Origin of the sequence: Nostoc sp. (assembly GCF_036917095.1) — a bacterium.
Taxonomy (GTDB): domain Bacteria; phylum Cyanobacteriota; class Cyanobacteriia; order Cyanobacteriales; family Nostocaceae; genus Nostoc.
Window position 1 is genome coordinate 39,298 of record NZ_JBALFH010000022.1, and the last position, 14,480, is coordinate 53,777.

Here is a 14,480-nt window from a genome sequence, read left to right on the forward strand (position 1 = left end):
TAAAAAACGGTAGATTCTTAATCTCTCTACCGTTTTTTAAACTCTTAAATTTGAGACTTAATTAAATGAAAGTAGCACTCTTCTACCGTTGTCAATACTTCCTCGCCTATAACTGGTTCTAGAGTTTTTTTAGAAGTGAAGGTAAAAGTATTACCATTGTTAATTACTTGTCGGATCTCTTCACACATTGGGTATTCACCTACCCCACTCAACCTTACCCAAGCTTTAGATCCGGTGAGTGCAACTCCCTAGCTGGTTGCGAGGGCTTATACTTGGCATAAAATTTGACCCCTCAAAACTTTTTAAACACCCTCTAAGCAGTAACTAATGCCTTTAATTCCTCAGTTTTTAATCTTGGCCCATAGGATGTAACAATCTTAGAAGCTGCGGCCGATGCTAATTTTCCGGCTTCTTCATAGCTCATACCTTGGGTAATTCCATAGAGGAAAGCTCCTGCATACATATCTCCTGCTCCCACTGTATCTACAGCTTTTACTTGAGGTGCAGTGATTTCGATTAATTTCTGACCATCAAATACTACTGAACCCTTGGCACCGCGAGTAATGGCAAATTTCTTACTCAGGGTTTTTAGTTTGTCTACAGCTACTTGAAAATCTTGTGTATCTGCTAGTTCTAATACTTCACTTTCATTAGCAAAAATCAAGTCTAAACCAGTCCCAATGATGTCTAATAGACCATCTTTAAAAAACTTCACCATGTTGTAATCAGATAAGGACATGGTGGTTTTTACTCCCGCTTTTTCAGCTATTTCTCTAGCCTTTATAGCTGCTTCTTTTGCTGTGGGAGAAGCCACTAAATATCCTTCGATATATACATATTCTGAATCAGCAATCGCTGATGATACTAATTCTTGTGTAGAAAATTCTCCAGTAATTCCTAAAAACGTATTCATGGTACGATCTGCATCAGGAGTTACTAACACCAAACATTTACCTGTAATTCCTGATTGGCGGTCGCCATTTATTAAGTTGGTATCTACTTGAGAGTTGAGTAAATCTTCGATGTAAAAGTCTCCAAATTCATCATTAGCCACTTTACAGGAATAAAAAGCTTTTCCTCCTAATTGACTAATTGCCACCATTGTGTTCGCTGCTGAACCTCCACAACTCTTATGGCAATGAAGATTTTTGAGATTTTCCAAAATATGATTTTGACTGTCTTCATCTAGCAGTGTCATTACACCTTTATCAATCTTTAGCTCTTGTAGTAACTCTGGAGATACTTCGTATTCTATATCTACTAAGGCATTACCTACACCATAAACATCATATTTCTTGCCCATTGTTTGTCTCCGAGAATAATTTCTGTCTGACTTGAACAGAACTGATAATAACAGATAGGCAACAGATAAGAGTTACTTGGTCATAATTTCGTGGACTCGCATCTTTTCAAGGTCTTTTCCCAAATTTCTTACAAAAAATCAAAAAAAAGGGATCAGAAAATGCGAAAATCTATATAAGATAAGCATTTCAACAGTTATAAAGCATCAACTACGAGACGCGCAGTCGCCCTGTACCATGTCCCTTGCGCGTCTCGTAGAGAAGGCATTCTCACATTCCAAAACGAATTCTGGTTTGAGATAATCCTGATGCTGTCTGCTGGTGTAAGTTCTCTTGTCAATATCTTTAGCATTCGCCACCTTGCGATAATGTTCTTCATCGATGGCAATCCCTGCCGCCTTCATCCAGCGCGAAGCACTTTCATCAGCACCATCCCCTACAGGCAGAATCGTATTGCCCATCTCCTCTAATAGCGATAACTTCGTTAAACTTCGCTAACGCAAATCAGCCCGTAAATTATTGATAGACGAATTCCTTTGCCCTTCAATCTGACAACTGGTATCCAATGCCCAGTCCTTCTCAGCCCCACGTTTCCCTGTCTCGCGGTTAATGTGAATTAGAAAAGCGGTCATCTCATTTGCCTGGAGAATCTTTTCCTTGATGCGACGGGCATTCTTAGAATCGCCAAGATTTCAGCCTTACCTATTCCCATTAAACCAACTAACCCGAATTGAGGTGTTGCAATTGCGTGACCACACTTAAATAATTTTATTTATTAGTGATTTTTTACTCAATATAATAGATAATAAAAGTAAGTATTAACAAAAATAGAAAACTCATAGCTAAGGAGCTTTAATGACTAAACGTATTACCACTGCTGTAAATTCGCTAGTAGCAAACTTTTCGCGACGAAATGCACTTTTGTGGCTTGGAGGTAGTGGAATAACTACCGCCTTGATGGTGGCAACACAAAAGGAAGTGAGCGCTAAAGACAACAAAGATTTGAAATTGGTGAACCCACCAACATTATATAATGCACCCCAAAATGGCTATAGCCATATAGCTGTGACACCATCAAGGGCGAGAACCGTCTATATTTCTGGTCAATTTGGTTCCGATTTACAAGGAAATCTTGTCTCCAATGAATTTGAAAAGCAGTTAATACAGGCTTTTAAAAACCTCCGTTATGCCTTAGCAGCCGTTGGGGCACAACCACAAGATGTTGCAAAAACTACTGTTCTTATAGTAGACCACAACCAAAGTAAATTGATCCCGTTAGGACGTGAAATTATAAATTTATGGGGGAATCAACCACCAGCAAACACTCTTATTCCCGTTCCTAGACTAGCACTTGATGGTATGTTGTTTGAAATTGATGCTTATGCGGTAATTCCAGAAAACCGTAGTTGAGGGTTGCTTCCAATATAACCCTATCCAATAACAGTTGGCGGAATAACAAACTTCCGCTACTGTCAATTAATAATTGTCTGTCCTATTTGAGTAGTAATTGCCTTTAGCCAGCCTACGAAACTTAGGGACTTCCAAATAAAAAAATATTCAATTATTGATTGTGGGGTGGGCAACATGAGCGCCCAGTTTATATGGCGGGCAAGATGCCCACCCCACAAAATTAGATAATTTATTTCTTGGAGTTCCCTTAACTAAAAATTCCAGCAAGTGCTAGTAGTTTGCTCCTGTTAACTTGGCTATTTAAAGTTTAAAGGGAAAAGGTGAAAGGTTTTTAATCCTTTTGCCTTGAATCTTTCCCCAGCACTTACAAGCACATTTTTGAGTTGAAAATTCTAGTTTACACTTTGCTGGTTCCTAATTTACTAGTGAGAATATTGACGCTTTTATGTGGGGTATGCTATCTCTGCATTTGATGTCTTAAAGTTAAAGTAGCATTTAATGTACCCTATAATTTAAAGCCTATCTTCATAAATGGTCTCTAAAGTAAAGCCATAGTAATCTTTACTAATTAACATTAAACTGCCGTTATTAATTTGGGAATAATCAAGTTATAAATTACCTCGGATTTAACAGTATGTTTAGCACTCATGTTAATATTTCTGGATACCAGATCCTTGAAGAAATCTACAATGGTTCGAGAACTATAGTTTATCGAGGGTATAGAGAAACTGATTCATTACCTGTAGCGATCAAACTGCTGAAAAATCCATATCCCTCCTTTAATGAACTGGTGCAGTTTCGCAATCAGTACACCATTGCCAAAAATCTCAACTCATCTTTAATTGTCCAAACCTATAGCCTGGAGGTGTATCAAAATGCCTATGCATTGGTGATGGAAGATTTTGGTGGCATTTCTCTAAAAGATTATTTTGCTCGCGATCAAACGCGAGATATTAGGTTTTTACAAGAGTTTTTTCAAATAGCGATCGCACTGTGTAATACCTTAGAAATACTCTATAGTCAGCGCATCATTCATAAAGATATCAAACCGAGCAATATTTTAATTAATCCAGAAACCAAACAAGTTAAATTAATCGACTTTAGTATTGCCTCTCTATTACCAAGGGAAACGCAAACACTAATCAGCCCCAATGTATTAGAAGGAACACTAGCTTATATTTCTCCAGAACAAACAGGGAGAATGAATCGGGGAATTGACTACCGGACTGATTTTTATTCCCTTGGTGTAACTTTCTACGAATTACTCACAGGTGAGTTACCTTTTCAATCAAACGATCCAATGGAGTTGGTGCATTCCCATATTGCTAAGGTAGCCTTATCAATAGATGTAATTAACTTACAAATTCCGGCGGTAATTTCGGATATCGTTAGCAAATTAATGGCAAAAAATGCTGAAGACCGCTATCAGAGTGTATTAGGATTGAAGTATGATTTAGAAAATTGTTTATATCAACTGAAAACAACTGGTAAAATTGAAAGTTTCCCAATTGCCCAAAGGGATGTGTGTGACAGATTTATTATCCCTGATAAACTCTACGGACGAGAAACAGAAGTAGAAACTCTGCTAGAAGCATTTGAAAATGTCAGCCTGGGTGCAACAGAAATAATCCTGGTAGCTGGGTTTTCGGGGATTGGTAAAACTGCGGTTGTTAACGAAGTTCATAAACCTATTGTTCGTCAACACGGTTATTTTATCAAAGGCAAATTTGACCAATTTAATCGAAATATTCCTTTTTCTGCATTTGTCCAAGCTTTCCGTAACTTCATGGAGCAATTACTAGCAGAAAGTGATGTCCAAATAAACAAATGGCAAAATCAAATTATTCAAGCATTAGGTGAAGACGGACAGGTAATTATTGAAGTCATTCCCGAATTAGAAAAAATTATCGGCAAACAACCACCTGCACCAGAATTATCAGGTAACGCAGCCCAAAACCGATTTAATTTATTATTTCAGAAATTTCTCCAAATATTTGCAACTAAAGAACATCCTTTAGTTATATTCTTAGATGACTTGCAGTGGGTAGATTCGGCTTCATTGAAACTCATGCAATTATTAATGAATGAAGCTAATCAGGGATATTTATTGTTAATTGGTGCGTATAGAGACAATGAAGTATTCCCAGCCCATCCATTGATGGTGATGTTGGATGAAATTCGCAAAACAGGTGTGAAGGTAAATAGTCTTAACCTAAAACCACTCAACCAATTACAATTGAATCAACTTGTAGCCGACACGTTAAATTGTGCAGAAAATGTGGCATTATCTCTTTCACAATTGATTTACCGTAAAGCTCAAGGAAATCCATTTTTTGCAACTCAAATCTTGAAATCATTACATCAAGACCAACTAATTCAATTCAATTTTACCGAGGGATGCTGGCAATGTGATATTTCTCAAATCAATCAGCAAACTCTAGCAGAAAATGTTGTTGATTTTATGGTTTTTCAATTACGAAGACTACCAGAATCAACTCAACACCAATTGAAGCTAGCCGCTTGTATTGGGAATCAGTTCGATTTAAAAACATTAGCGATTGTTTCTAAACAATCGGAGATAGAAACCGCAGATTGCTTGTGGAAGGCTTTGCAAGAAGGGTTGATTTTGCCGCAAAGTGAGGTTTATAAGTTTTTTGTTGGTTCCGAAAATCAAGCAGCTACTCAAGAACAGTCTGAGATGGTTGTATATAAATTTTTACACGATCGCGTCCAGCAAGCTGCCTATTCACTCATTCCAGATGCACAAAAACAGTCAACACACTTGCAAATTGGGCAATTGTTATTGCAGAATACACCTAAAGAGCAGCAAGAGTCAGGAATTTTTGCGATCGTTAACCAATTCAATTACGGACTGGAATTATTAAAGGAAGCTGACGAACGAGAACATTTATCCCGGTTAAATCTGATAGCTGGTTGTAAAGCCAAAAACTCGACAGCTTATGCGACAGCAGTTGAGTATTTAAAAGTGGCGATCCTTCTATTACCGATAAATGCTTGGCAAAGCAGCTATGATTTGGCCCTTGCTGTTTACGAATCTGCGGCTGAGGCAGAATATCTGAATATAAACTTTGAGTCATCAAAATCATTAGTAGAGATTATCCTCAAAAACGCTAAATCTCCATTAGAAAAAGTTCGTACCTATGAGATTCAAATCCAATCTTATACAGCACAAAATAAATTCATTGAAGCAATAGCCACAGGTAGAGAAGCACTGCAATTACTAGATTTGACGTTACCTGAAGACAGTAATACTCAAATTATTTTTGAGGAACATGACCAATTACAACAAATGTTTGTTCATCAATCGATTGCAGCATTGGCAGATATGCCAGAAATAATTGATCCCCAAAAATTAGTTGCGCTCCGCATATTATCGGGTTTGTTTGCTCCAGTTTATATAGCCAAACCGATGTTATTGCCGCTCAAAATTTTTACAATGATCGAGATTTGTATCAAGTACGGCAACTCACCACAGGCAGCTGTTGCTTATAGTCTCTATGGATTATTTTTGTGCAGTATTGGTGCAATTGAAGATGGGTATCAGTTTGGGAAACTGGCAGTACAACTTTTAGAAAAATTTCAAACTAAAGAACTTAAAAGTAGGGTTTATTTAACATTTAGTCTGTTTATTAAACATTGGAAAGATTCAATTAAATCTACATTGAATCTATTTTTGGAGGGATTGCAGAGTGGATTAGAAACGGGAAATTTAGAATATGTAGGCTATTGTGCCAATTGCTATTGTCAATTTCTCTTTTGGAGTGGAGAAAACCTAGAAAATGCTGTGCTGGAAGCAGATAAATATTGCGATCTAATGCAGCAAATCAAACAAGAGGTATCTCTAGTTTGGGGAAATATCTGGCGGCAGACGGTTCTAAATTTACAAGGAGAAGCGGCTAATCCCTGTTGTTTAATTGGTAAGCATTTTCACGAAGTTGAAATGTTACCGACTTTAATTGAAACTAACAATATCAATGGTATTTGTTATGTCTATCTAGCAAAAACGCTCCTGGCTTATCTTTTTGGTGAATATGAATCTGCTTGGGAATATTCCCAAAAATTTGAGCAGTATGAGCAGGGAGCAGCAGGCTTATTAATTGTTCCTTTGCGGAATTTCTATCAATCTTTGAGTTTGTTAACTCTTTGTTCTCAGGTAAATGAAGCACAGCAACAGCTTTATCTCCAGAAAGTAGCCGAAAACCAGTCAAAAATGCAAGAATGGGCGGCTCATGCGCCAGTCAATTATCAGCACAAGTACAATTTAATTTTAGCTGAACAAGCTCGTGTAACTGGCGATCGCTTACAAGCCGCAGATTATTATGAAATAGCGATCCAAGGAGCGATCGCCAATGACTATATTCAGGAAGCCGCGATCGCTAACGAACTTGCTGCCAAATTTTACCTAGAATGGGGTAAAGAAAGAGCCGCAGAAGGATATCTGCAACAAGCATATTACAGTTATGCCCGTTGGGGAGCAAAAGCCAAAACTGATGACTTGGAAAAACGCTATCCCAAATTACTCAAACCCATTTTGCAACAGCAAGAATTCAGCTTAAATCCTTTAGAAACCATAGCCAGTATTGCTCGTACATCTAGTTACACTACCAGCAGCACTAATATTTCTGATGCTCTAGATTTAACCTGCATTCTCAAAGCAGCTCAAACTATCTCCAGTTGTATCGAATTAGACGTACTTATCAGCAGTCTCACTCGCATTATCTTAGAAAATTCTGGTGCGAAAACATCTGTATTAATTCTTCCTCAAGAGGATATTTGGCAAGTGCGGGCAATTACCTTTATCGATCAACAGTTAAATTCCCAGACTGATGTCAAAACCATTCTTGATTCACAACTAATAGATGCTTGTCAATATATTCCGAGAAAACTAATAAATTACGTTAAGAATACTCAAGAAACTGTCATTATAGACAATTGCAAAACAGATATTCCTGGTGTAATTGGAGAATATATGCTCCTACATCAACCTCAAAGTGTATTATGTACGCCCATTGTTAACCAAGGTCATTTGGTGGGGATTCTCTACCTAGAAAATCAATTGAGTCAAGGAGTATTTACTAGTAACCGTTTGCAGGTAATTAACCTACTGTCTTCCCAAGCAGCAATTGCCTTAGAAAACGCTCGGCTTTATCAGCAAGCTGGGCAAGCTTTACAAGATTTGCAACAAGCTCAATTACAAATCGTCCAAAGTGAAAAGATGTCTGCATTGGGTAACTTAGTTGCTGGCGTCGCTCATGAAATGAACAATCCTCTTGGTTTTATTGCTGCCAGTCTCAAACAAGCTAAACCAACATTTATTGATGTTATCGAACACTTGAAACTATATGAACAAAAGTTTCCTATTCCCGGAGATGAAATTTTTACCCATGCCGAAGAAATCGATTTGGAATATAGCTTAGAAGATTTGATCAAAATGATTGATTCCATGACAATAGCGTGTGACAGGCTCAAGAATATTAGTACCAGTCTGCGTACTTTCTCCCGTGCCGATAGAGATTACAAAGTACTGTTTAACATTCATGAAGGCATTGATAGTACGATTTTAATTCTCAAACATCGCCTGAAAGCTAACGAAGAACGTCCAGCTATTGAAATAATCAATGAGTACGGAAATTTACCCCAAATTGAATGCTTTCCTGGTCAATTAAACCAAGTATTTATGAACATCTTAGCAAATGCCATTGATGCCTTGGATGAATCAAATACAGGTAAGAGTTTTGAAGAAATTAAAGCCAATCCCAACCGGATTAAAATTACCACCTCTTTAAAAAATAAACAAGTTGAAGTGAGCATTGCTGATAATGGTCAAGGCATGAGTGAATCAGTCAAACAAAAAGTATTTGACCACTTATTTACTACGAAAGGTGTTGGTAAAGGAACGGGATTAGGATTAGCGATCGCTCAGTCTATAGTTGTAGAAAAACATGGCGGAACTTTGGATGTGAATTCTACCTTGGGTGTTGGAACAGAATTTGTGATTACCTTACCGATTCTAGCTTAACGTGAGTTCGACGGAACTAAAAAATGGCGTGAGGTAGTGCAGGCAAATCTTTGGTTTTTCAGGCAAATAAGTATAAGCAGTTAAACCAGCTATCAAATTAACCAAAAAGTTAAATGGACTACGGTGACGAGAGTGTTCGATTTGACAGATGTTTTTGAGATGGTCATTGACGGACTCAATCACGGCTCGTTTGCGTAACAGAATCTTATCAATGACTTAGTGCATAGCCAATTGACATCGCACGCTCATTCAATCGGCGGTAAGCGAAGCCATGCCGTCAGGCTTATCGCTCACTTCACAGGTTGCAAAATTTTTCTCCCACCAGTCCAACATTGTTTGTTACCTTTAGTACACGATTTTCATTACTCTACCGTATATGCGGGGCTGTTCTCTAAATCCTTTGTGAGTCTGCTTTTCGAGACTTAACGGGAAAAGTCAGGTCGTAGACATCGCTCAAACTTATCTCAGCATTCTCCGCCAACCTCGCAATGCTTGGACTTGGGAAGTTGAATTGCGGCCTTGGGTGGAAAAATTTTGATTTTCACTCTGCTCTAGATATACATAGCAAAGTAATCATTGTAAATTTCTGTATTAGTCATGACTGTGAGTTCTATTTGTTTCTGTTCTTCATCTGTTGCCGAACTCGTAGCTTGGTCTAAGCTTTCTTGAGGAATAAAATCACCGCAGTATTCATTCGCCGGTACTGTTGCATTCATCTTCTGAGGATAGCTCAATTTGAGATTATTCATGATTGTAATGAATTGACTACGACTGCGATCGCTAAATCTGGGATTAAGCCGCTTTTCTTCGCCAATAGTAGAAACAGTGCGTCCTTTATAGTCATGGGCAGGATATACCAAGGTATCATCTGGCAAGGTGAATAAGCGTTGTGTCACTACATCGTATAAAGTTCCAGGATCGCCTCCCTGAAAATCTGTGCGTCCACAACCACGAATAAATAAGGCATCACCAGTTAACAGATGGGTTTTGTTCACCAAATATGCTATATGACTGGCGCTATGTCCTGGCGTGAAAATTGTTTCTATGATTACCGATCCCACCTCTAGGATTTCGCCACCCACAAGGGAGCGATCGGCTTTTGTAACAGCAGTATTTTGGGGAACAATCACCTCACAGCCTGTTTTTTGCCTGAGTTTGCCTGCCCCTGTGATGTGATCGGCATGGAGGTGAGTTTCTAGACAGTAGCGTAGCTTTAATCCCAATTCATCCAATGATTCCAAATCGCGGTCAACTTGCTCTAATACAGGATCGACTAGAACAGCATCGCCTGTTTGCTTATCGCCAATTAAGTAAGTATAACTACTAGTTGCAGGGTCAAAAAATTGCCGGAATAGGAAAGTCGATTGCGGTATCTCTGCACTGCGCTCGCTTAACAAAGGCATCGTTGGAATAGGACGCACACGCACTGGTAGCGACTGCAACAACGCCTTAGATAATTCCTGCGCCTGTCCCCGTAATTCTGGAACGGCAATAGTTTCCCACAAGTCGCCTTTGCGGGGAGTTCCCAAGGTATAAAACAGCGTCGAAACGTTACCGTCTGCTGCATATAAAGCACCGTGGGTATCTGTATCTAATCCTAAACCGATGGTATTGGGGCGAATTAATTTCTGCGATCGCAAATCAGTAATCAGAGGATGAGGCGATCGGCGATAATCTGCTGCTACCCCTGTACAATTCACCACCCGCCGAACGTGCAAGATATTATTAGTTTGGGTTTTGCGCTGGCAGACGGTAACAGCTACACCATCCGGCAAAACTTGATATTCTCGAATCCGTCCGGCAGAAATGGTGAGTTGACCAGAATCTAGCATTTCAGTGACAACATTTGCTACTTCTGGGGCAATGCGGTGACGATGCACATCCCAATAGGGTGTCAAATGACGCAAAAAACGTTGCTGTTCTTCGGTTGGTAGTTTTTGCCAGATTTTCTGATTCAGTGGACGCAGAGAATCAATTACTGCTCGCCAGTCGTAGCCTTGGGTAGCCGCAATTTCCACCTCAGCACGCAGCTGACGTAACCAGTCGCGCACACTTTTTGGTGAATTTTCTAGCGTCAAGAAGCAGGGATAAGGTTGAGCCGCTTGATGTTTGAGGGGAAATAATCCTCGTCGGGACACAGCATAAATTTTACCGCGATGTTGGCGATCGCTCAGAGATAAAACCATGTCCACCATCGTCAGTCCCGTACCAATTAGCAACACAGGTGCATCAGCATCAAGGTCTGCTAGGGCATCGGCTGACCAAGCATTCCGCAGATAATCATCATTACTGTTGTCGTTTTGAATGGCGGGGGGTGCAGAAGGTGAGTTCCCCAATGCCAACACAACTCTGTCTGCGGCAAAACAGCGACCACTACGCAGAGAAATCATTGCGCCTTTTTCTTCAGGCTGTACCCCTACTACTTCATCGGTGAAGCGTTCTAGTCGCACATCACTAGGTGCTGTGGCTTCTGCATCTGCTAAAACCGATTGAATGTATAAACCATAGACCTTACGAGGTATGAAGGTACTGGCATTGACTTCTTCTGAAAAAAATGCTGTCAACTCATCGCGGTTGTGCTGAAGCCAACGTAACAAATGCCCTGAATCGTGAGCAAATGCACTCATGTTGCCTGCCGAGACATTCAGCAAATGACAGTTGGTATCTGTGCTGTAGGCGATTCCCTTGCCAATTTGATCGCTACGCTCAATCAGCTTAATGGTGAGGGGTTGACTGGCAGTTTTCAATAGGTGGGTAGCAACTAGAGAACCACTAAAACCTCCGCCAACAATAGCGATCGTGGTTGGAGTATGGGCAGTTAAAAAATTAGGGTTCATGGCGGTCTTAGCTAGAATCAATAGTTACGCTGTCTCTTTACTGGAACTAAATGCTTTTACAACCCAGCTAAAAAATCAGACTTGATTTATTATAAATTCTCATAATACCTTGATTTCAAGTATTAAATACATTTAATTGATAAATTAACAGTAGTTGGTGACTTCTTGACAGAATCGGTACAATTATCATCTAAGAAAGTTCTCAAGATATTCATATCTAGGACTTACGCAATAACTCTCTGAAACTCTCATTCCTTTGTGTTTTTTGCGCCTTCTCTAACGAGACGCTGCGCGTAGCAAGATCCCTGAAGGGGTATGCGGTTCATTTTTCCATTATTTTGTGTAAGTCCTGTACTCAACATACAACACTTTTTCCCTAATTAGCGCTCTTCCATCAGTCTCAGAAAACAATAATCGAAGCAGAAAAATATCATTCTTTAGCTAGATACTACATTAAATTTGTCGATTTACTGTAGTTTATAATACTCTCAATAATTTTAATCAAAGTTAGTTAAGTATTTAATGCTTTTTAAGTATAAACTTTATTTTAAATTGAGGTCAAAATGTTTCTAAATCAGGATATTTTTTCTGCGCTTGTATTAAAATGGCGCAAAATTATAGGTTTATTCAAACACCATTCAAGCAAAACATTTACTTTTCTATTTGCTGTTAGTCTCAGCTTGAGTTTGATAATTTCTGCTTGCTCTCCAAATCTTTCAGTAATTTCTGCATCTATGCCATCATTTAGCATAGGTCAAGATCCAGAAAAGGTAGTTCGTATTGGTCATCAAAAGTTTGGCTCTCTCAGTCTTTTAAGAGCAAAAGGTGATTTAGAGAAAAAGTTAAAATCGATAGGTTTATCGGTGCGATGGAATCAATTTTCAGCTGGGCCGCAACTATTAGAAGCTTTAAATGCTGGTCGGCTTGACTTTGGTCATGCAGGAGAAACGCCTCCCATATCTGCTCAAGCAGCTGGCGCACCTCTGCTTTATGTTGCCAGTTCACCTCCTAATCCCAAAGGCGAAGCAATTATAGTGCCAAAAAATTCTCCAATTCGCAATCTTGCTGATTTAAAAGGCAAAAAAGTTGCCTTAAATAAAGGCTCAAATGTCCATTATTTAGTTGTACAGGCATTAGCAAAAGCTAATTTGAAATATACCGATATTCAACCAGTCTTTATTCCTCCAGCTGATGCTAGAGCAGCATTTGAACGAAAAAAGGTTGATGCCTGGGCGATTTGGGACCCGTACTTTGCTGCTGCCGAACAAGCTACAGGGGCGCGAATACTTACAGATGCTACAAATATAGTCGAAAATCGGGAGTTCCTTTTTGCTTCTCAAACCTTTGCCAAGAAGCATCCTGACCGCCTGAAAGTCGTTTTAGAGGAAATCAAAAAAGTAGATGAATGGGCAAAATCTAGACCGCAAGAAGTTGCACAAATACTCTCACCTCTAATTGGGATTGATGCTGGTGTTTTAGAGCAGGTAGCAAAAAGAAGAGCTTATGGCTTAGAACTCATTACGCAGGAAGTTGTTGCTTATCAACAAAAGCTTGCTGATACTTTTTATCGTCTGAAATTGGTTCCTAAAAAAATTGATGTCAGTCAAGTAGCTATGGTGTCCGATCCTAAGCCTAATTAAAACTATTTACAAGCTACATAAGCGATAGGCTACGCTCCACCATAGGCGATAAGCGAAGCTTAAGCCTTCGGCGATCGCATTCTTGCAGTTATGGCTAAAACACTCAAGGAGTCCACTATTAATGGAACTATTTTGGTTTATTCCAACCTACAGTGATGGGCGCTATCTCGGAACAGCAACAGGAGGGCGTGCTGCTACCTATCCATACTTGCGTCAAATTGCTCAAGCTGTGGATCATCTAGGCTACACGGGTGCTTTACTTCCCACAGGAGGCTCATGTGAAGACGCTTGGATTATCGCATCATCCTTAATATCAGTAACTCAACAGATGCGTTTTTTAGGAATTTACCTACTACAGCACAACAGCAAGTATTAAGTCCTTTTGGTGAAATTGTCGCCAACCAAGATTTTCCTAAGCAACAACGTACCGCAGAAGGAGCTTCAAAATGAAAAAAAATCGATTTTATCAACTAGGGTTTCGGCAGCTAAAACCTTGGATTGTGCCGATTGTTCTAATTATTCTTTGGCAATTACTGGTGAAATCTGGCTGGCTTTCTACAAGAGTATTGCCTGCCCCAACAGAAGTAATACTTGCAGGAATTCGTTTAGCCCGTTCCGGGGAACTATGGCGAAACTTGATTATCAGTACAATCCGGGCTGTGATTGGGTTCTTGCTGGGAGGTAGTATTGGCTTTGGCTTGGGATTACTTAATGGATTGGCTCGTCCAGCAGAGGAGTATTTGGACACCTCAGTGCAGATGATTCGGAATATTCCTCACTTAGCTTTAATCCCACTTGTAATTTTGTGGTTTGGCATTGGCGAAGAAGCTAAGATTTTTCTTGTGGCATTGGGAGTATTCTTTCCCATCTATCTCAATACCTTTCACGGAGTTCGCACGGTCGATCCAGAACTGATTGAAATGGCGAAATCTTATGGCTTACGCGGCTGGTCTTTATTTAAGCGAGTCATTTTCCCAGGCGCATTAGGTTCAATTATCGTTGGTCTACGTTATGCCTTGGGAATTATGTGGCTAACCTTGATTGTTGCTGAAACTATCACACTCGACTCTGGCATTGGGTATATGGCAATGAACGCTCGTGAGTTTATGCAAACTGATGTGGTTGTCTTGAGCATTTTGCTTTATGCCTTGTTGGGCAAGTTAGCAGATGTGGCTGCTAAAGCTTTAGAAGAAAAATGGTTAAAGTGGGATTCTAACTACCAAGCTGCTTAGGCTGTAACAAGGCAAAAGTT

10 protein-coding genes and 2 pseudogenes are annotated in these 14,480 nt (G+C 39.5%); 5 read left to right on the forward strand and 7 right to left on the reverse strand.

All coding sequences use genetic code 11. From position 1 onward, the window contains the following. Nucleotides 1-44: 44 nt before the first annotated feature. The 4 genes from V7L01_RS11240 to V7L01_RS11255 form a co-directional block, all read right to left on the reverse strand. Nucleotides 45-188 (reverse strand): hypothetical protein, encoded by a 144-nt coding sequence (locus V7L01_RS11240; protein ID WP_335034701.1) that lies wholly within the window; start codon nucleotides 186-188, stop codon nucleotides 45-47. 125 nt (nucleotides 189-313) lie between these two features. Continuing rightward, nucleotides 314-1,303, reverse strand: coding sequence for an adenosine kinase (locus tag V7L01_RS11245; protein ID WP_335034702.1), 990 nt, complete (start codon nucleotides 1,301-1,303; stop codon nucleotides 314-316). 204 nt (nucleotides 1,304-1,507) lie between these two features. Further along, on the reverse strand, nucleotides 1,508-1,762 hold the full coding sequence (locus tag V7L01_RS11250) for a hypothetical protein (RefSeq protein WP_335034704.1): 255 nt from the start codon (nucleotides 1,760-1,762) through the stop codon (nucleotides 1,508-1,510). Between the two features lie 33 nt (nucleotides 1,763-1,795). After that, nucleotides 1,796-1,933 (reverse strand): hypothetical protein, encoded by a 138-nt coding sequence (locus V7L01_RS11255; RefSeq protein ID WP_335034706.1) that lies wholly within the window; start codon nucleotides 1,931-1,933, stop codon nucleotides 1,796-1,798. 223 nt (nucleotides 1,934-2,156) lie between these two features. Between V7L01_RS11255 and V7L01_RS11260 the strand changes: the two genes are divergently transcribed. Both V7L01_RS11260 and V7L01_RS11265 read left to right on the forward strand, forming a co-directional pair. Next, a complete protein-coding gene (locus tag V7L01_RS11260) occupies nucleotides 2,157-2,711 on the forward strand; it encodes a RidA family protein (RefSeq protein WP_335034708.1) in 555 nt (184 codons plus the stop codon). Nucleotides 2,712-3,345: 634 nt separating this feature from the next. Next, a complete protein-coding gene (locus tag V7L01_RS11265; RefSeq protein ID WP_335034710.1) occupies nucleotides 3,346-8,751 on the forward strand; it encodes an ATP-binding sensor histidine kinase in 5,406 nt (1,801 codons plus the stop codon). Here V7L01_RS11265 and V7L01_RS11270 read toward each other — a convergent pair. The 3 genes and pseudogenes from V7L01_RS11270 to V7L01_RS11280 form a co-directional block, all read right to left on the reverse strand. Next, a pseudogene (locus V7L01_RS11270) lies at nucleotides 8,743-8,961 on the reverse strand (transposase); the annotation flags it as partial. The gene V7L01_RS11265 and the pseudogene V7L01_RS11270 overlap by 9 nt on opposite strands. Before the next feature lie 341 nt (nucleotides 8,962-9,302). Further along, complete coding sequence (locus V7L01_RS11275) at nucleotides 9,303-11,588, reverse strand: FAD/NAD(P)-binding protein (RefSeq protein ID WP_335034712.1); 2,286 nt, start codon at nucleotides 11,586-11,588, stop codon at nucleotides 9,303-9,305. Between the two features lie 574 nt (nucleotides 11,589-12,162). Then, complete coding sequence (locus V7L01_RS11280) at nucleotides 12,163-12,339, reverse strand: hypothetical protein (RefSeq protein WP_335034714.1); 177 nt, start codon at nucleotides 12,337-12,339, stop codon at nucleotides 12,163-12,165. On the opposite strand from V7L01_RS11280, the gene V7L01_RS11285 reads away from it, so the two are divergent. From V7L01_RS11285 to ssuC, 3 genes and pseudogenes are all read left to right on the forward strand, one after another. Continuing rightward, a complete protein-coding gene (locus V7L01_RS11285; RefSeq protein ID WP_335034716.1) occupies nucleotides 12,323-13,228 on the forward strand; it encodes a sulfonate ABC transporter substrate-binding protein in 906 nt (301 codons plus the stop codon). The genes V7L01_RS11280 and V7L01_RS11285 overlap by 17 nt on opposite strands. 121 nt (nucleotides 13,229-13,349) lie before the next feature. After that, nucleotides 13,350-13,568: pseudogene (locus V7L01_RS11290) on the forward strand (LLM class flavin-dependent oxidoreductase); the annotation flags it as partial. Between the two features lie 106 nt (nucleotides 13,569-13,674). After that, nucleotides 13,675-14,460: an aliphatic sulfonate ABC transporter permease SsuC gene (gene ssuC / locus V7L01_RS11295; RefSeq protein ID WP_335034718.1), complete on the forward strand. Its 786-nt coding sequence runs from the start codon at nucleotides 13,675-13,677 to the stop codon at nucleotides 14,458-14,460. The last annotated feature ends 20 nt before the right edge of the window (nucleotides 14,461-14,480 follow it).